Source organism: Rhizobium sp. P1_B8 (genome assembly GCF_056406515.1).
Genome location: NZ_JBFTZZ010000037.1, coordinates 1 through 18,475, shown reverse-complemented (window position 1 = coordinate 18,475; position 18,475 = coordinate 1). Strand labels below are relative to the sequence as shown.

Annotated in this window: 12 protein-coding genes and 1 pseudogene; 3 read left to right on the top strand and 10 right to left on the bottom strand. The window is 61.7% G+C overall.

Translation table 11 applies throughout. From position 1 onward, the window contains the following. Positions 1 to 2 precede the first annotated feature (2 nt). Positions 3 to 569 (bottom strand): sugar transferase, encoded by a 567-nt coding sequence (locus tag AC1D2N_RS30960; protein ID WP_026188787.1) that lies wholly within the window; start codon positions 567 to 569, stop codon positions 3 to 5. Positions 570 to 1,126: 557 nt separating this feature from the next. Here AC1D2N_RS30960 and AC1D2N_RS30955 point away from each other — a divergent pair. Next, positions 1,127 to 1,207 (top strand): annotated as a pseudogene (locus AC1D2N_RS30955) (type II toxin-antitoxin system VapC family toxin); the annotation flags it as partial. Between the two features lie 103 nt (positions 1,208 to 1,310). Continuing rightward, entirely contained in the window at positions 1,311 to 1,565 is a 255-nt protein-coding gene (locus AC1D2N_RS30950; protein WP_130654083.1) for a CrpP-related protein, read from the top strand. 94 nt (positions 1,566 to 1,659) lie between these two features. Here AC1D2N_RS30950 and AC1D2N_RS30945 read toward each other — a convergent pair whose 3' ends face one another. The 7 genes from AC1D2N_RS30945 to AC1D2N_RS30915 all read right to left on the bottom strand — a co-directional run bounded on the left by AC1D2N_RS30945 (position 1,660) and on the right by AC1D2N_RS30915 (position 15,829). Beyond that, complete coding sequence (locus tag AC1D2N_RS30945; RefSeq protein ID WP_130654084.1) at positions 1,660 to 3,462, bottom strand: adenine deaminase; 1,803 nt, start codon at positions 3,460 to 3,462, stop codon at positions 1,660 to 1,662. 442 nt (positions 3,463 to 3,904) lie between these two features. Beyond that, positions 3,905 to 5,110 carry an L-2-hydroxyglutarate oxidase gene (gene lhgO / locus AC1D2N_RS30940; RefSeq protein ID WP_130654085.1) on the bottom strand — a complete coding sequence of 402 codons (1,206 nt, stop codon included), beginning with the start codon at positions 5,108 to 5,110 and terminating at the stop codon, positions 3,905 to 3,907. A gap of 146 nt (positions 5,111 to 5,256) precedes the next feature. Next, on the bottom strand, positions 5,257 to 6,699 hold the full coding sequence (locus tag AC1D2N_RS30935) for an HlyD family type I secretion periplasmic adaptor subunit (protein ID WP_130654086.1): 1,443 nt from the start codon (positions 6,697 to 6,699) through the stop codon (positions 5,257 to 5,259). Then, a complete protein-coding gene (locus AC1D2N_RS30930) occupies positions 6,696 to 8,840 on the bottom strand; it encodes a peptidase domain-containing ABC transporter (RefSeq protein ID WP_130654087.1) in 2,145 nt (714 codons plus the stop codon). The genes AC1D2N_RS30935 and AC1D2N_RS30930 overlap by 4 nt, the downstream gene beginning before the upstream one ends. Positions 8,841 to 8,883: 43 nt before the next feature. Further along, positions 8,884 to 9,192: a hypothetical protein gene (locus tag AC1D2N_RS30925; protein ID WP_018246620.1), complete on the bottom strand. Its 309-nt coding sequence runs from the start codon at positions 9,190 to 9,192 to the stop codon at positions 8,884 to 8,886. Between the two features lie 66 nt (positions 9,193 to 9,258). After that, on the bottom strand, positions 9,259 to 10,479 hold the full coding sequence (locus AC1D2N_RS30920; RefSeq protein WP_130654088.1) for a GTP-binding protein: 1,221 nt from the start codon (positions 10,477 to 10,479) through the stop codon (positions 9,259 to 9,261). Between the two features lie 22 nt (positions 10,480 to 10,501). Continuing rightward, on the bottom strand, positions 10,502 to 15,829 hold the full coding sequence (locus tag AC1D2N_RS30915) for a DUF4082 domain-containing protein (RefSeq protein ID WP_130654089.1): 5,328 nt from the start codon (positions 15,827 to 15,829) through the stop codon (positions 10,502 to 10,504). Positions 15,830 to 16,323: 494 nt separating this feature from the next. Between AC1D2N_RS30915 and AC1D2N_RS30910 the strand changes: the two genes are divergently transcribed. After that, positions 16,324 to 16,674, top strand: a complete 351-nt coding sequence (locus tag AC1D2N_RS30910) for a hypothetical protein (RefSeq protein ID WP_245368930.1) — start codon at positions 16,324 to 16,326, stop codon at positions 16,672 to 16,674. Positions 16,675 to 16,774: 100 nt separating this feature from the next. On the opposite strand, the gene AC1D2N_RS30905 is transcribed toward AC1D2N_RS30910, so the two are convergent. Both AC1D2N_RS30905 and AC1D2N_RS30900 read right to left on the bottom strand, forming a co-directional pair. Next, on the bottom strand, positions 16,775 to 17,971 hold the full coding sequence (locus AC1D2N_RS30905; RefSeq protein ID WP_376766710.1) for a GTP-binding protein: 1,197 nt from the start codon (positions 17,969 to 17,971) through the stop codon (positions 16,775 to 16,777). Positions 17,972 to 18,073: 102 nt separating this feature from the next. Beyond that, positions 18,074 to 18,475: DUF4082 domain-containing protein (locus AC1D2N_RS30900; protein ID WP_477982623.1), on the bottom strand; the 402-nt coding region annotated here is incomplete at its 5' end.

Here is an 18,475-nt window from a genome sequence, read left to right as displayed (position 1 = left end):
GCTTAATGCCTTATTCCCTTGCGGCGGATTACCTTCTCGGCCGTCATAAACAGGATGCTTATGTCGAGGCCGAGCGAGCGACGTTCGAGATATTCGATATCGAATTTAACCTTCTCCGGAATCGGCAATTCGTCGCGTCCGTTGATCTGCGCCCATCCCGTCAATCCGGGCAAGAGCTTGTCGACGCCATGGGCCGTCCGCAATTCTATTAGGTCGTATTGATTGTAGAGTGCCGGCCGCGGGCCGACGAAACTCATTTTCCCCTCGAGAATGCACCAGAGCTGCGGCAGTTCATCGAGGCTGGATTTGCGCAGAAAGGAGCCGATGGGCGTCAGAAACCGATCCGGGTTTTCAAGCAGATGCGTGGCAACCGTCGGCGTGTCGACGCGCATGCTGCGAAACTTTGGCATCAGAAAGATCTGATTGAAACGGCCGACACGTTTTGACCAATAGAGGATTGGACCCGGCGAGGTGAGGCGAACACACAGAGCGACGATGAGGATTGGAAGGAGCAGGATCACCGACGCAATCAAAGCCAGTAAAAAATCCACCGCCCGTTTCAAACCCATGCTCCGCAGCTCCGCTCCACGGACCGACCATCCGCCGTTCACGCTATCGCCTTGCCGTATCGTCAAAAAGCGTTTCGCGTCAACTGGAGGACATGGTCTTTTATCTATGGGCATGCTTGATCGATCATCGACCTGTTGGCCCCCTCCCGCCATGCCCGTCTGGGTTCCACCGCGCTGCAAAGCGGTCGGCTCCTTCCCCCGGGAGGCTGATCATGGGTCTTATGCACTCCCGCGGTTGGCAGCTTGTTTGGCCGATACGGACCGACGCCGCTCGTCGTCCCGGGTGCCATTCTGTTTAATATGCTGATGTGGCCCCTGACATTCGTCCAGCAGGACACCTCATTCTGGCTGCTGCCGGTGGCCCACTGGAACGACCACTCCCCATGCTGAGTTTGCGTCCCATAAAAGGTTGTCGGAGGGCTGTAGCGGCAATTTTGGCGAAAAGGACTGGCGACGCCTGCGTGGCGAAAAGATCGGCTTTGTTCTTCAGGACGCGCTCGTGTCGCTTGATCCGCTCCGGCGGATTTCCTTGCCGCTCAGCGCGGAGCAATCGTCGCCACGACGAAGTCATGACAATGATCGACCGACATGGCATTTTCAGCATGGGCATTGCCTACACGGATGCCCACATGCTGGCGCAGCCGCGAGCTGGCAACTGTCCCAAATTAACTCATTAATTAGCATTCTCTTGCATGCGCGGACTGCGATGTTACCCTCGCCGAACATCGTGGGGGATCGCGTATGACGATTGAAGAGCTGATCGATTTACAGGAAGCAGGCTCAAGGGCGCGGGTGCTCGGCCTGAAGGCTCACGAAAACCCATACCTCGCCGCCCATAGGATGCCTACTGGTGATACCAGTGCCCTCGGGGATTGGCTTGCGCGTCACGACGCGTGGAAGTTCGGTTGGGAAGCGGAGGACGCTAGCCGCGAAGGTAGGATTGCTGCGCACTTCAAGGAGCTGATCTCTGCCAAACAACGTGCGCTCGATACGTAACGTTACTGATGGCGGTTTGCTAGCGAAGAGTTAGGTTTTCTTGCCCCGTCGCAGCGAAGGATCCGCACCTCTTTTGCCATTGGATTGCCGGCGTTCAGGTCTTTTCGAAGAGCGGCGAGATCACCATTTCCGGCACCAGCACCAGACCCTTGTCGGTTATCCGGATTTCCGGGATGACCGACAGCGGGATGAGGTTGAAGCCCATATAGGCGATGGTGCAGCCCGCCTTTTCCCATTCGAGCTTCAAGGCCTTTACCTCGTCCGCGACCTGGTGCACGCGCTTGTCGGACAAAAGCCCGGCGATCGGCAGTGGCACCATGGCCGTCACCTTGCCGTCCATCACGACACAGACGCCACCCTGCTTTTCTTCGATCGCGTCGAGCGCCACCTGCATGTCCGCTGCATTGGTGCCGGCGACGATAATGTTGTGGCTGTCGTGGCCGACCGAGGATGCGACCGCGCCTTGTCTGAGCCCGAAGCCGTTGAGCAGTCCGTGGGCGATATTGCCGGCAGACTTGCCATGACGCTCCACCACCGTCACGAAGCAGAGGTCGTGCCTGTCGAAATGCGCCTGCCAGTCATTGGCCGGTTCCAGCGTGACGGTGACATGGCCCAGCGTAATGCCAGGCAGCTCCGTCTTGATCGTATGAGCGACGACCGTCTCCGTCGGCAGGTCCGGTGTCAGCTTGAGATTTTTTGGCAGCTTGACCGTGTGGTAGGCGGTATCCGGATAGCGGTATGGTTTCGACAGGGCTTCGTCGAGGATCGGCGTGATCTTCTTGCCGTCGACGACGAGCTCGCCACCATACCAGGTACTGACCGGCGTAAGGTCGTCGCTGAGAAGCACCAGGTCGGCGCGCCGTCCGCCACCCAGACCGCCGATTTCGCCTTCCATGCCGAACCGCGTCGCACCGTGCAGCGAACCCATCGCCCAGGCCTGTTCCGGCCTCATGCCGTATTTCACGGCTTCGCGCGTCACCCAGTCGAGGCCGAAGGCGAGCAGGTCTTCCGCATCACGATCGTCGGTGCAGACGGCGACGCGCTTGTGGGAAGCGCCGAGCTCGGTGATCGTCTTGATCGCCTGCGGTAGCGAATGCCAAGGCGTCGTCGGTGGGCCGCCGCGCAGGAAGATCCACAGGCCGGCTTCCAGGAGGTCGTCGGCAATGTCGCGGTCGATGGCTTCATGCGTGTCGGTGACACCGGATGCCGCATAGGCGGCAACGAACTCTCGCCCGTAGACATGACCCGACACCGGCCTGCCGCGCTCGAGTGCCGCAGCCAGGATCGCATGGCTGCGCTCGTCGCCCATCGCGACCGGGACGAAATCCATTTTCTCACCAAGAGCCACTGCTTCTGGCCATTTGTCGAACAGGGCGGCGATCTTGTCCGGCGTCAGGTCGCCGCCGGCTGTTTCCAGATCCGGCGTCGTCGCCGGCACGGTGCTCGGCACGGTCAGGAAGATGGATAGCGGCGCCTGCCGTGCATCCTCGAGCATGGCCTCGACGCCGTCGACGTCCATGACGTTTCCGATCTCGTGGCTGTCGCAGAAGATCGTCGTCGTGCCGTTGAGGAGGGCCGCTTCGGCATAGGCGCAGGCCGTCACCATCGAGGATTCGATATGGATATGCGGATCGACCAGGCCGGGGGCGATGATGCCGCCCTTGGCGTCGTAGAGCTTAGCGCTCCCGCCGCTGTAGCTACCAGCCGGCTTCACGGCAGCAATGCGGCCACCCGAAATCCAGACTTCCCGTCCTTCGAGAAAGCGCTCCGAATAGGTGGACAAGACGCGCGCGCCCTGGATGACCAGATCGGGTTCGCGACGAGCGGAGGCGACATCGGCAAGACGGCGGGTCATGGTCGAGAGCGGCTGAACGGAGAAGCGGGTAAGCGTGCTCATGAAAACCTCATTTCCAGGGCGGGAGAACAGGCAGATTGTAGGGAACGCCATCGAGGGAAGGAAGCGAGAATAGTTGTTGTCACTGGCGTGGGTACCAGCCTACTGAATCGGGACAACAGGCAGGGATGCCCGACCGCTCGGGCAATCGAGCAGAACTGACAAACGTCTGGCGAGGACATAAGGCTTGGCAGAACGACTTCATCGAACCGGACCAGCCCCTTTCGCCGGCGGCAGAATGAAGAAACGAAAGAGGCTGCCACCCGGAGCCGGACAAGCGGCATGGCGCCGGTCGCATCGAAGCTAATGCAAGATCCCCCTATCCAGTCCTGACCTGGAACGAGTTCGTCCTCCTGCTGGCTCCGCGGTCGGAGCGACCGGCATCGTTCATCCCGATGTCGAGAAATCTTGTCTTGAACGTCATCCGGTTTCCCTCACGGTTTCTTCAGCCGGCGGAAAAGCACCTGTCGGCGATATCCCGGCCGATCGGGATCGACGACGTGGCTGCCGGCGACGGCGCATTGCAGACGTGCAGCATGCGACCCGTCTTTAGGAACAGAAAATCATGCTCCAGACGCCCGTCCCGCATCACGGCCTGGGCCCTGATGCCCGCTTCCATCGGCTGAAGGTCTTCGAGTGTCAGCGACGGGCAGTATTTGCGGCACGCTTCCAGATAGTTTGTCCGCCACAGCGAGTCCCTGAACTCGCGCACGGAGGCGCCTGCGTTTTTCCAGAGAAGTCGCCATAGGCCGGGAAACGAGAGACACTCGCGGAGATCCCAGATGTTTATGCTGAATTTCGGATACCCCTCGCGCGCCATTCCCAGAACCGCATTGGGTCCGACGGTAAGGCTGCCGTCGATCATCTTGGTGACATGAATGCCAAGGAATGGAAGCGACGGATCGGGCACCGGATAGATCAGGTGCCTGACCAGTCCATTCCGCGACGGCGGCAGGCGGAAATATTCGCCCCTGAACGGTATGATCTGATGATCGATCTTGAGGCCCGCAAGTTTGGCGATGCGGTCGGACTGCAGACCGGCGCAGGCGATCAGCTGTCTGGCCCGCCATTGACGCTCACCCGCTGCAATCTCGACGAGATCCGAGGTTTCTCGGATCGCGGAAACCTGCGTATTCAATTCGATTTCCACGCCCTGAGCGGTCAGATGAGCGCCCATGGCGACGCACACAGCCTTGTAGTCGACGATACCCGTCGCCCGAACGAAAATTGCCGCGACGCCTTCGACCATGGGCTCGCGTTGTTTCAGCGTATTCCGATCGAGCCATTCGATATCGATGTTGTTGATCTTTGCCCGTTCGGCCAGGTCCTTCAGGCGGCGGTGTTCGAGCTCGTTGGTGGCAACCACCAGTTTTCCGCATTGTTCATAAGGTACACTCTTCTCCCTGCAGAACGCCTTGATGGCATCGGCCCCCTCCCGACAAAGGCGCGCTTTCAAGCTGCCTGGCGCATAGTAGATTCCCGCGTGGATGACGCCGCTGTTGTGCCCTGTCTGGTGGACGGCCAAGCCGGGCTCTTTTTCAAGGAGAACTACACTTGCACCGGGCCGCTTTTCCAGAACGGCCATGGCGGTGGCAAGACCAACTATGCCGCCGCCTATAATGCAGACGTCGTAAATCATTGCGACACTCATTCCCAATCGATCGAAGTTAACGCCGGAAGCCGGGCAGATCCGACTTCACGAACATGCGGGCGCGACAGGCCGCGGCTTTGAGACGCGAAATTTCTGCCTTGAATCTTACTCGAGATCCCAGTCCGGGGAGACTGATCCATCACGTCCTAAGGTTCGCGTATTGCGTTGTCGAGGCCACGCAGCAGCGGATAAAGGAAATAGGAGATCACCGTGCGGTTGCCGACCTTGATTTCGGTGGTCACAGTCATGCCGGGAAGCAGTCGCACCGGCACATCTGTGGCATTCAGCCGGGTATCGGCAAGCAGGATCCGCGCCTTGAAAAAGGGGGCGGCCGGCTGGCCGGAGGTGGCGGTCTGCTCCTGTTGGCCGGTTAGGAAGGTGTCCTGGCTGATGGTCCTCACCTCGCCTGTCGCGGTTCCGTATTTCTGGAACGGATAGGCGTCGAGCTTGATACGGGCTTCCTTGCCGACGGCCACCCGGCCGATATCGCGCGTGTTGATCGAGACTTCCGCTTCCAGCGGCACGTTAATGGGCACGAGTGTGACCACCGGCTCCGCCTCCCGCACCACCGAACCGACCGAGCGCTGCGCCAGGTCGAGCACGACGGAATCGGCCGGAGCCGTCAGCACGACCATGTTGCGGCGCAGTGCCATCTTCTTTAGTTCCTCGTCCGCCATGTCACGCTGGCCGCGCAGCTCCACTAATTGCTCCATCGCCGCCCGGCGGAAATCCTCGATGAAGGCCTGCCGGTCCGCCGTCAGCTTGGCATAGGAGTGTGCGGCCTCGTCGGCCCGGCCGCGGACGGCTGTCAGATCGGATTCGACGTCGAGGCGGGCGTCGCGCGAACCGAGCAGCGTGATTAGCGAACCGCTCTGGTTGTCATAGAGCCTCTCGCGCGCTGCTTCGATCTGTGAGAGCCCATCACGTCGGTCATTGAGCACCGCCTCCTGGTTTTTGCTCGCCACAAGAGCGGCCGATTGGCCGGCGATCTGCTGATCGAAATTCTGCAGCTGCGCCACGTAGAAGGCGCGTCGCTGGCCGAAGAGCTGCGCCTGCAGCATCTGGTCGGGCGTATCTCCCGCCATCTTCGTATAGTCGTCGCCGGCAAGCTCGGCCTCGATGCGCCTCACCTGGGCGTCGAGCGCGGAGAATTTCGCCTGCTGCTGGTCGACATCGGCCTGGCTGAAGGTGGCGTCGAGGGTCGCGAGCGTCTGACCGGTATGCACGACCTCGCCGGCCTTCACCTCGATCGTGCGGATGATCGAGGTTTCGAGCGGCTGGACGACGATGGTCGGCTGGGTGGTGACGAGCTTGCCGGGCGCGATCACCACCTCGTCGATCGAGGAGACCGAGGCCCAGGTGATCGCCGAAGCAATCAGCGCGGTTACGCAATAGAGCGTCATGCGCGCAACTCTGGGCGGCGCACGTTCCTCGAGCTCGACGGCATCGGATTGGAATTCGGCAATTGCCGGCGGCAGCGGCGGGCGGGCGGTCAGTTCCCTTCCCTTGCCCGCGGGCGCCTTGTCTAAGGGAGCCTTGTCTGAAGGGACCGGCAGGTTCTCGCTGGGTTTTCTGGTGTGCGCGTTCATGCGACCTGCCTCATCTGCTGGGACCACAGGTGGCGATAGGTCATGCAGCGCGATACAAGCTGATCGTGCCGGCCGATATCGGCGACCTTGCCACGGTCGATGACGAGAATGGCATCGGCATCGACGAGCGTCGAAAGCCGGTGCGAGACGATGACGACGGTGCGGCCGGCGGCGATGCGGCTCAGATTCTCGCGGATGATCGCCTCACTGTCGGGATCAAGCGCGCTCGTCGCCTCGTCGAAGATCAACAGCTTCGGATCGGTGATAAGCGCGCGGGCAATGGCAAGCCGCTGCTTCTGGCCGCCTGAAAGGTTGGAGGCGTTTTCCTCCAGCATCGTGTCAAAGCCGCGCGGCAGGCGCTCGATGAACTCCTCGGCGCCGGCGATGCGGGCGACTTCCATGATCTCCTCGATGCTGGCATCAGGCTTGGCGGCGGCAATATTCTCGCGCACCGAGCCGCGAAACAGGAAACTATCCTGCAGCACGACGCCGATGCTCGTTCTCAGATGCACGAGGTCGATCTCGCGGCTGTCATAGCCATCCATGCGCACGAGGCCTTCCTGGCTCTGATAGAGGCCCTGGATGAGCCTTGTGATCGTCGTCTTGCCCGAGCCGCTCTTGCCGACCACCCCGAACAAGCAGCCCGCCGGAATGGCGAAGGAGACATTGTCGAGCGCCGGCGCGCTGTCCGGGCCGTAGCGGAAGGTGACCCTGTCGAATTCGATACGGCCCTGCAGATGCGGCCGTACACCTCGCCCGCGGCCCGCCTGCTCCGGCCGCTGGTTCATGATCTCGCCGAGCATGCGCACGGAGAGCGCGACTTCCTGATATTCGTGCACCATGGTGACGATCTGTACCAGTGGTCCCGAGACCCTGCCGGCAAGCATGTTGAAAGCGACCAGCGCGCCAATCGTCATCGCGCCGCTGAAGACATCGAGCGCGCCGAGGCCGATGATCGCGACGCTCATCAGTTTCTCCAGCAGTCCGGTCATCGCCTGGGCGATGGTCGAGATCTTGTCGACCCGGAAACGCACGGAGATCGACTGGGCCGAATAATCGTCCCACACCTTGCGCTGGCGCGGCTCCAGCGCCAGCGATTTGACGGTGCGCATGCCGTGTACGGTTTCCACCAGCAATGCCTGCCGGTCGCCTTCGGCCTGGTAGAGCGCCTGCAACCGGCGCTGGAACGGCCCGACGAGCATCATCACCACGAGGCCCACGAGGGCTGCGAAACCGAGCACTACAAGCGTCAATTTGACACTATAGAGAAGCAGGATCGGCACGAAGACCAGGAGCGAAACGCCGTCCAACAGTGTGAGAAACAGCCGGCCGGTCAGGAATTCACGGATGCGCCCTGTCTGCTGCATATGCTTAACGAGAACGCCGGCCGAGGCCTGTTCGAAGAGCGCGATCGGCAGGTTGAGCAGATGGCCGAAGGTGCGGGTCGCGACGCGGATGTCGATCCTGTTCGTCGCATAGAGCAGCAGATAGCGGCGCAGGAAAGTAAAGGTCGCGTCGAAGACGAGCGCGATCGCAATGCCCGCCGTGAGAACCGTCAGCGTCGCATAGCTCTGATGCACCAGCACCTTGTCGATAACGAGCTGAAAGAAGATCGGCGTCGTCAGCCCAAGCCCGTAGAGCACGAAGGCGGCGAGCGCGACATCGCGGAAGAAGCTGCGCTGCTTGATGATCTCGGGTACGAACCAGCGGAAGCCGAAGGGTCGATCCTCATCGGACATGCGATAGTTGCGCTTCACCAGGATCACCGATCCGAGCCAGGCCTTGGCGAACTGCTCTTCGCTGAGCATCATCACTTCGGCGCGTGATGCCAGCGGGTCGAGAACGCGGATTCTCTCATCCTCCCCGCTCCCGACAGCGCCGGCGATGACCACCCAGTTGCCGTTCGTCAGCTCAGCGAGCACCGGGAATGCCTCGCCAAGTTGGAACAGGGATCGCCAGTCGAGCGTCAGATGCTTTGCCCTGAGGCCGGCATCCTTGGCCATGCGCAGCAGCTGCCGCAAGACAACAGGATCGTTGCCGACGGCATAATCGTGCTGCAATCGTTCAGGAGCAAGATCGACGCCGTGATGACGCGCGACCAATGCAAGACAGTGCAGGTTGGTATGCAGAAAACCACTCATGGCCCACCCGAAACAATACGAGACTGAGGCAATATTTGTTTTATCAGTTGAAGTTCGGCGAGGCGTTCGAAGCGCCTGCCTGCACCGACTGGATATCGGCAGCCGCCGCAGTTGACGTATCACCGATACGACGGACCGCGCCCGCCTCGACCAACCCGCCAAGCGCCTTCTGCATGAGATCGACCGCATTGGCGAAGGCATCGACCGGCATGATGATGCGCTGGCGGAATACTGGCTTCGGATTGTTGTTGGCATCACGATCGGTGGCCGAGAGCGACATCAGGTCGATGCGCACGATCGTACCCGTGATGGTGATTTCGCCGATGCCATCTGCATAGAGTTCGTTGCTCATTGTTCTCTCCTCTGGTTGATAATCAAAACGTCTTCACCTTGGGCGTCTTACGTCCATTAGGATGCTCTATCGATGTGAATGTGCGTGCTGCCAGGCCGGAAACGGGTCCCGAAGTCCGGCAGCCGTCTGCGGATCGAACCCCGTCTCCTCACCGGTCAGGCAGTCGTCGAGTGCGGTGCGGATTGCGTCTTCGTCGAAGCCGGCGCCGATGAAAACGAGTTCCTGGCGGCGGTCGCCCCAGACCTCGTCCCAATGCCGTTCGATGAGCTGGCGGAACTGCGGATAATGCGGCCATTGCGCCTTCGGCACGGACGCCCACCAGAAGCCCTTGCTGTCGATGCGGCACTGCGTGCCGGCAATCGATAGCAGGCCGATCTCGTCGGGCCTTGTCGCCAGCCAGAAATGGCCCTTCGCGCGGATGAGGCCCGGCCATTTCCTGTCGAGAAAATCCCGCAGCCTGGAGGGATCGAACGGCCGGCGGCTGCGATAAACGAAGCTCGAAATACCGTATTCCTCCGTCTCCGGCACATGGTCGCCCCAACCGAAGAGTTCCTTGTGCCACAGCGGATGACGGGCAGCTCTCGCTTCGCTGAAAAGGCCGGTATTCAGGATGGCGTCGAGCTTCAGCTGGCCGAAGCCGGTCTCGATGACGCGGGCATCGGGGTTGAGCGCGGCAACGACGCGGCGAACCTCGGCAAGCGCTGCAGGCGTCACATCCCGCGCCTTGTTGATGACCACGACATCGGCAAATTCGATCTGCTCGACGAGCAGTTCCACCAGCTTGCGCTCGTCGTCTCCGTCCCGGCTCTCGCCGCGATCCCTCAGGAACTCCGCGCTCGCATAATCGGCCAGAAGATTGACCGCATCGACGACGGAAACCATCGTGTCGAGCCGCGCGACGTCGCAGAGGGCTGCTCCGCTCTCGTCGCGGAAGGAGAAGGTCGCTGCGACCGGCAACGGTTCGGCAATGCCGGTGCCCTCGATCAGCAGATAATCGAAACGGCCGGCGGCGGCGAGGCGGCGCACTTCGCTCAGGAGGTCGTCGCGCAATGTGCAGCAGATGCAGCCATTGGTGAGCTCCACCAGCGTCTCGTCCGTCCGCGACAGGTTCGCTCCCCCGTCGCGCACGAGATCGGCATCGATATTCACCTCGCTCATGTCGTTGACGATGACGGCGACCCGACGCCCGTCGCGATTGCGCAGGACGTGGTTAAGGATCGTCGTCTTGCCGGCGCCGAGAAAGCCGGCAAGGACCGTGACCGGAAGTCTGTTGTCTGCACTCGTCATCGATACTCCCCGCTCGCTTCTTCTACGCCGCGAGCTGCGGTCTGAATGCTACGTCCACATAGTAGTTTGTGCTGTTATAGCTGGCACTTGGGAACAAGCCGCCCGAGCCGTAGGCATAGACGCCGTTGTTGCCGCTGAGCGCCCTCAAGTCGCCGTTCGTCACATCGGCGCTGAAGTAATTGCCAGTCGCCGAATAATTGCCGTTGGTGCTGTAGGAAACGACATAGGTCGTATCCGCGGCGACCTCGACCTGCTGGGTCAGCGTCGCGGTCTGCCAGCCGCTTACCGTTTCGTTGCTGAAGCTGACGCTGCCGAGCAATGTGCCCGAGGCGGTCCACAGATAGCCGTTGTGCGGGCCTGTATTGTCTGCCCCTTTGTAGAAGCGGATGCCGGTGACCCAGCCTGCCGTATCGGCCTGGAATTTCATGCCGAGATTAACCGGCTGGTTGTCGTTGACAGAGACGATTGAAGGCGTGGCATCGGCGGCAAAGAGGTTCTGCTCCGGCCCTTCCGTCTGGCCGCCGTTGATGGTGAGCGCAACCTGCGCCGACGCCGTGCCGCCCTTGCCGTCTGCAATTGCGTAGCTGAAGCTCGCCGGTCCCGAATAGCCTGCCGTCGGCGTGAATGTCACCGTCTGGGCCTGGGCGTCGTATGCGACCGAGCCATTGACCGCGCCACTGACGCCGGTGATGGCAAGCGGATCGCCATCGGCATCGGTGTCGTTTGCCAGGAGCACTGAGGCCTGGATGGTGATCGGCGTGCCGGTATTGGTCGACAAGCCGCTGTCATTGGCGGCGACCGGAACCGCGTTCTGCGCGCCGCCCTGATGGTAGAGGACATCCACCCAGTAATTCGTGGCATTGTAGGAGGCGGTCGGGAACAGGCTGCCCGAGCCATAGGCATAAAGGCCGTTGCCACCGCTCGCAGCACTCGACGGTGCCGTCAGCGCGCCACTCGTATGGTCCGTCGTGAAGTAGTTCGCCGTTGCGGAATAGAAGCCGTTCGAATGGTAGCTCGCCACATAGGTGGCGCCGGCCGTGACATTGATCGGCTGGCTGAAGGAAACCGTCTGCCAGCCGCTCGCCGTCTCGTTGATGAAGGTCGCCTGGCCCAGAAGCTGGCCGCTCGCCGCCCAGAGCGAGCCGACATGCGTACCGGTATCCTGGGCGCTCCTGTAATAGGTGAGCCCGGTGATCTGGCCATTTGCGGAAGCGATGAACTTGACGCCGAGTTCGACCGAGTTGGCGTCATTGGCGCCGGCAACCCCCGACGTGTCGGCGCCGCCGAACAGGCTCGACGTCGTACCTCCGCCGGGCGGCGTGCCGACAGTAAGGCTCACCGTGGCCGACGCCGTTCCGCCAAGCCCATCCGAGATCGAATAAGAGAAGCTTGCCGCGCCCGCATAACCCGCCGTTGGCGTGAAAATGACGGACTTGGTCTGGCTGTTGAAGGTCACCGTTCCATTGACCGCACCGTTGACGCCGGTGATGCTGAGCGGATCGCCATCGGCATCGGTGTCGTTTGCAAGCAGGCTGGCTGCGGCAATCGACAGCGCCGTATTGGAATAGGTGGTGTAGCCATTGTCGTTGGCGGCGACCGGCACCGAGTTGCCCGTCGACTGGTTGTAGACGACATCCACCCAGTAGTTCGACGACTGGTAGCTGGAGGTCGGGTATGCCGAGCCCCCGACCGTGTAGACGCCATTGCTGCCGGCGAGCGCCGTCAGCGAGCCATGGGTATGGGCTGACGTGAAATAACCTGCCGTCGCCACATAGGAGCCTGTGGTGCTGTAGGAGGCGACATAGGTCGTGCCGGCCCCGATATGCACCGCGTTGGTGAATGTCGCGGTCTGCCAGCCGTTCACCAATCCGCTGTCGGCGAAGGCGACGGTCGCAACCAGCGTCCCGTCCGCCGTCCACAGGGAGCCGGTATGGGCCCCGGTATCGCCGGCCGCCTTGTAGTAGCGGATGCCGGTAATCATGCCGCTGAACGAAGCGACGAACTTCATGCCGAGTTCCATCGCCTGGCCGTCGTTGAAGCTGGCGCCCGTCGGCCCCTCGCTTGAGGTAAACAGCGTTTCCCCCGAAGGGCCTGGGTTCACGGTGAGGCTGACGCTGCCCTGATCCGTGCCGCCGCGCCCGTCCGACAGCGTATAGGCGAAGCTTGCCGGCCCCGAATAATTGTTGGTCGGCGTGAAGATGACGGTGCCGTTCTGCTTGTTGAGCGTCACCGTGCCGTTGACGGCATTGCCGACGGCCGAAATCGTCAGCGCATCGCTATTAGGATCGGTATCGTTGCCGACAAGCGAGGCGATCGAGATGACAACGGTATCGTTGCCGGAGATGGTCAGCCCCGTATCGTCGGTCGCGACCGGCGCGCTGTTCGGGCCGGCATCGAAGACCACGTCGACCCAGTAATTCGTGCCGGTGCCGGGGCTTTGGCCGGGGAATGTGCCGGCAGTGGTGCCATAGGCGAAGACGCCGCCGCCATCGACGGCCTTCACCGCGCCGCTGGCATAGGTGCCACCAGTGAAATAATTGTTCGTCAGCGAGTAGAAACCGCCACTGTGATAGGAGGCCACATAGGTTGTGCCGGCGGCAATCTGGATCGGGCTGGAGAACAGCACCGTCTGCCAGCCAGAGAGCGACTCGCCGACCGATACTCCCGTTGCCAGCCGCGTTCCGTCGGCGCTCCAGAGGCTGACGACATGGTCGCCGATATTGTAGAAGCCCTTGTAGAAGCGTATACCTTCCACGAAGCCCGCCGTCGTCGCCTGGAAGCGCAGGCCGAGCTCGACGGAATCACGATCGATCGCCGCTTCGGTCGCCGGCTTTTCCGCCAGCGTCCAAAGGCCCTGCGTGCTCGGCAGGGTGACGGTGACCTGCTTGCCGACAGACGGCGCCTCCATATTGACGCTGTCGTCGACGGCCCGTGACATGACCGTGTAGGTTCCGCTCGCCTGGACGACCCAGTTATAGCTCCAGCTCTCGCGGCCTGACGCCTTGAACCAGTGCTGGCCGCCATCGGTCGAGACTTCGACGCCGGCAATGATGCCGCCGCCGAAATCCTGCGCCGTGCCGGTGATCGTCACATGCTGCCCTTCGAGGAAGCTTGCGCCGACGATCGGCGAGGTGACCGACGAAGTGGGCTTCAGCGTGTCGGTCGATTGTGTCGCAAGGATCAGGCTCGCATCCAGTGTGGTCGGCTGAATGCCCATGTCCGCGAACATGTTGACCATCGCCTGCTGTACATTGCGATCGGTTGACGTGGCCGGGCCTTGGTGGTTGTCACTCAGCCCCCAGGACCAGAAGACAGTGCCGGCGCCGAAGACCAGCGCGCCGCTTGCCGCCCGGTACATGGTGAGACTATGGGTGGCGACGGCCGAACCGACCGTTGCGCCGTAATCACGCAGATAGGTATCGACCGAGACCGACGAGAGCGACAGGTTGATGAGACCATCCGGGCGGAAGCCGTTCTCGACATCGGAATCCCACTCGTAGCCCAGCAGGTTCTGCACCAGATTGTAGGTTTCACCTTCATTCAGCTGGGAGACATCGGTATTGCGCCAGAAGCGCAAGTTCGAATAGTCGTAGGGGATGGAGATCGTATCTTGGCGGTAGCTGTCCACCTGGAACATCGTGCCCGTCAGCGCATTCTCCGGCTGCTGCCCCGGATCGGCATAGCGCGGATCGCGCCAGGTGCCGGTGCCGACATTGCTCGGATCCGTACTCGTGCCCCAGGTTTCCTTGTAGCAGACCATGGTGCGGTAGGCCTGGCCACTGCCGTCGATGCTGCTTTCCCAGCGGACCTTCCAGTAGCACTCGTTGCCGCTCCAGAAGGCGAGGTTGACGCCGGCATCGCGCGCCGCCTCGACATTGGCGCGCTGTTCGGCAGACCAATATTCGTCATGCCCGACGGAGAGATAGGCATCGTGGTTGAGCAGCAGCGCGCCGCTGCGCGCCGCATCGACGCCTGATATATAGGAAACGTCGTAGCCGTTCTGTTCCAGCCATGAGATGGCGGAGGATTCGACGCCGAAGATGTAGTCGTGCGAGCCGCCGATCGGGCTCGTATTGGTAATGATCGGCCTGTTATAGCTGACCGCCGAGGCCCGGCCGATGGCCTGCAGGCCGCAGCTGCAGTTCGGCGGCAGGTAGCCGATCATGTCTGCCGGGTCGACGGGCACTTCGCCATAATAGAGGCTGGCGCCGCCCCAGGCATTATAGGCCTGCCATGTCGTGTCTGACGTCTGAAAGACGATATTGCTGGTGGAGGCGTCGTCGCGCACGACGAAGGGAATGATGCTGGCGTCTTCGACGCCGTCCTCGCGCACCAGCTTGGCGAAATAGACGCCGGAGACCGCGTCCGTCGGAATCTGCCAGCTCGCCGAAACCGACCAGTTGCCGCAATCGATGAGGCCGAGCGACATGTCGACGATCGGATGCGGCTGGATCTGCGCCGTGGTCAGCGATTGCTCGATCGAGCCGACCTTGCGCGCGCCGTCCCCGCCATAATAGCCCATGCGGTAGATATCGATGCGGTAATGGGTGGAATCGGTGGCGATCTTGAAATCGACCGTCTGGCCGATATTCGTGCTGATCTCGGTGGCGAAGCCCTGGATGGTGCCGCCGCCGTCGCCCGCCAGACCCCATTCGCTGATCGGATTGCCTTGCTTCATGTTCTCGAGCGCGATCTTGTTGGGCGTCGCAGCAGTTGCAGCAGCTGCAGCCGCCGCCACCGGTGCTGCAAGCGCAGTCGGGGCCGCGGTCGTATTGGCGGAAGCGTCCTGGCTTGGCCCCAGCGAGATGGAGGCTATCGAGGTTTGAAGGCGCAATGACGTCGTGCCGGAACCGGCGGCAGGATCGGCCGGCGGCGTGGTAGCGCCTCCCGTGCCCGCATCGCTGGTAACACCCATCAGCACGGGCGCGGCAGGCAGCGTCGCAGCCTCCTCGTACGGGTCCGGGCCGAGCACGGTGCGCTCGGATGACGTAGTCGTCGTCTGCAACACCGTCGCAACCGACGCCGTCTTGGCGGACGTGTCCTGTGCGCTGCCGTCGCCTGCAGGCGCGGGCATCGCCGTTGGTGGAATCGAGGCCGTCTGCACGCCGCCTGCTGAGATCAACGCGGCGGGCAGCATGAAATTGCCTGTGTAGGGGGACGGGACCGCGCCGCCGTCGGGATTGGCGAAGCTGCCCTTACCGGCAAAGCTTGGGGAACCATCGGTACTCGTGGAAGATACAACCGTCGCGGTCCCCAGCACTGCGCTCCAGGGTGAAGGTGCACGACAGATACTCAACGCTCCACCAAATGTACTCAAATACTCACGATTACTGACATGAATTCTCCGCATCAGCGGCGTCCCCTCCCGGATCGGCCGGCCCTTCGACCGCTATAGCAAGGCGTGTATTCTGGCACCTTTGCTAAGGGAATGTACGACAGCAATCTGGGGTATGAGGGAGGTATCCCCTACGCCGATATGATGATCCTCAACGTAGGCCGGCCGACAAAGTCCTAGAGCTGCCTGCGGCTACCGGTAGAGCCTTTCCGGGCTAGAGCTGCCCGGCCCACCGGTCGCACCGTTTCGCGTTGGCTAAGCTCTGCGTCTCCTCTCAATCGACCTTGACAAGCACGTCCAAGTCGAGACGCTATTGGGCTCGCAACGTCGTAGAAAACGAGGATAGGATGAGGTTCAGCAGACCGGCAGTCGCAGGCGTGATTGGCGTGACAGCGTGTGTGTTTGGCGCGTGCCTTGCGGCATCGCCTGCGCTCACACAGGAAGTCGAGCCGCCCGCTCCATGGGTTAAGCTCACCGGTTCGCATGCGGGAGCGGTCGGAACATGCTCAATGATTGATGCGAGCGACATCGAGGCTTGTTACATGGTCCGGTGCGACGCCAAGAACGGTCTCATCTTCGAGATTGGCGATGCCACTGTTGGTGGGAACGGTCTGCGATTGGCGCGCTTCGAGATTGGGACGTACAAAGAGACGATCCGCCTCGACGGGAACAGTCCCGATCGGCGAACGATTGTTCTCTCAAAGCATCCGAAGCTGCTTTCCGCCCTCACATCTGGCGCTGATTTCGCCACTATGTTCGCCATCAAGGCCGGTGTGATAGATTACAGCACCGGCTTTGAACTTACCGGGGCGCGAGACCAGATATCTCGCCTGGCAAATGGCTGCCGAACCAAGCCGTGACGATGGGCAAGGGTCCTGTCCTAGGTAGCTGACGCTGGTTGAAAAAATTCCGGGCCGGATCGGCTGCTCGAGCCGGTTACGTTGTCCTGCGCCGCCCGTGCTACCAGGCAGGAAACGGATCTTCGAGGGTCGCCCAGTCGCGTGGATCGGCGCTGGCGAGGCATCCGTCCAGTGCGGTCCGCACACCTGTCTCGTCCATATCAACGCCGATAAAAACCAATTCCTGCCGACGGTCGCCCCAAGCGCTGTCCCACCGGCTCTCGAGATGCTGACGAAACTGCTGATGGTTCGGCCAGTCCTGCCGGGGCACAGCTGCCCACCAGAGACCCATGGGCTCGCAGCGCCGTTGGATGCCGGCAGCCGACATCAGGCCCACATGACGCGGGCGCGTGGCAAGCCAGAAGTGGCCTTTGGCACGCATTACCCCCGGCCAGGGCTCGTCCAGGAAGGCTCGAAACCGCATCGGGTCGAAGGGACGCCTCGTGCGATAGACAAAGCTCGATACCCCGTATTCTTCCGTCTCCGGGACATGGTAGCCCGGGTTGTACAGTTCCTTGTGCCACAACGGATGGGCGGCGGCCTTTGCTTCATCGAAGAGGCCCGTACTGAGGATGGTTGCCAGAGAAACCTTGCCGAAATCCGTCTCCACCTGGCGCGCATCCGGGTTGAGCGCGGCAACGATCTTGCGGACTTCCGCGCGGATCTCTTCGGTCGCGTCCGAGATCTTGTTGATCACGACAACATCGGCAAACTCGATCTGATCCACCAGCAGGTCGATGAGCGTGCGCCGGTCCTCACCGTCGCGTTGCAGGCCGCGGTCGGCAAGCAGATCGGCACTGCTGTAGTCGGCTAACAGGTTTGCAGCGTCGACAACGGTGACCATGGTGTCGAGGCTGGCAAAATCGGCGAGCGAGACGCCGTTCTCGTCGCGGAAAGAAAAGGTTGCCGCGATAGGGCATGGCTCGGCAATGCCGGTGCCTTCGATCAACAGATAGTCGTATCGCCGCTCTTCTGCCAGTCGCCGTACTTCCGTCAGGAGGTCATTGCGCAGGGTACAGCATATGCAGCCATTGCTGAGCTCAATCAATGTCTCCGTCGTATGCGACAGGTTGCAGCCGCCGTCTCGAATGAGACTGGCGTCTATGTTCACTTCGCTCATATCGTTGACAATGACAGCGACCCGCAGGCCCTGACGGTTATTCAGGACGTGGCTGAGGAGCGCCGTCTTCCCAGCGCCGAGGAAGCCGGCCAGCACGGTTACTGGAAGCCGCTCCTTCCTGTCCTTCGGCCTGTTCATCGGCATTCCTTGAATGTCAGCGGTCGAAGCGCCCTTCGCCGCGACCAGCATTTGCGTCGTATGAGCCTCATTCGAAATCGGTCCGTAACCTTGTCCTTTTCTTCACCCGACGAGTTGCGGCCGGAAGACCACGTCGGCATAGTAATTGGCGGCATTGAAAGTGGAATTCGGGAAGAGGCCTGTGGTGGCGGAACCGCCGTATGCAAAGACACCGTTGCCGCCGGCGACAGCGCTTGACTGGGCCGTCAGCGGACCGTTTGTCACGGCATTGGCGAAGAAGCTGTCCGTCGCCACATAAGCACCGGTCGTATGGTAAGAGGCGACATAATTGGTGTTGGCGGCAATGGTGACGGGTGTCGTGAAGTTCGCCGTCTGCCAGCCGCTCGCCGTGGTGGTGGTGAAAGTGGCAGTGGCGAGCTTGGTGCCCGTCGAGCTCCACAGGTCGACGACGTTCTGGCCGTTGTCGTTGGCGCTGCGGTAGAACCTGATGCCTGTGACATCCCC

Excerpts from the sequence above, each read along its gene's own strand:
- lhgO (WP_130654085.1), bottom strand. The coding sequence starts at position 5,110 with ATGAGTGTCGCAATGATTTACGACGTCTGCATTATAGGCGGCGGCATA.
- AC1D2N_RS30920 (WP_130654088.1), bottom strand. The coding sequence starts at position 10,479 with ATGACGAGTGCAGACAACAGACTTCCGGTCACGGTCCTTGCCGGCTTT.
- AC1D2N_RS30960 (WP_026188787.1), bottom strand. The coding sequence starts at position 569 with ATGGGTTTGAAACGGGCGGTGGATTTTTTACTGGCTTTGATTGCGTCG.
- AC1D2N_RS30930 (WP_130654087.1), bottom strand. The coding sequence starts at position 8,840 with ATGAGTGGTTTTCTGCATACCAACCTGCACTGTCTTGCATTGGTCGCG.
- AC1D2N_RS30945 (WP_130654084.1), bottom strand. The coding sequence starts at position 3,462 with ATGAGCACGCTTACCCGCTTCTCCGTTCAGCCGCTCTCGACCATGACC.
- AC1D2N_RS30910 (WP_245368930.1), top strand. The coding sequence starts at position 16,324 with ATGATTGATGCGAGCGACATCGAGGCTTGTTACATGGTCCGGTGCGAC.
- AC1D2N_RS30905 (WP_376766710.1), bottom strand. The coding sequence starts at position 17,971 with ATGAACAGGCCGAAGGACAGGAAGGAGCGGCTTCCAGTAACCGTGCTG.
- AC1D2N_RS30925 (WP_018246620.1), bottom strand. The coding sequence starts at position 9,192 with ATGAGCAACGAACTCTATGCAGATGGCATCGGCGAAATCACCATCACG.
- AC1D2N_RS30915 (WP_130654089.1), bottom strand. The coding sequence starts at position 15,829 with ATGCGGAGAATTCATGTCAGTAATCGTGAGTATTTGAGTACATTTGGT.
- AC1D2N_RS30950 (WP_130654083.1), top strand. The coding sequence starts at position 1,311 with ATGACGATTGAAGAGCTGATCGATTTACAGGAAGCAGGCTCAAGGGCG.
- AC1D2N_RS30935 (WP_130654086.1), bottom strand. The coding sequence starts at position 6,699 with ATGAACGCGCACACCAGAAAACCCAGCGAGAACCTGCCGGTCCCTTCA.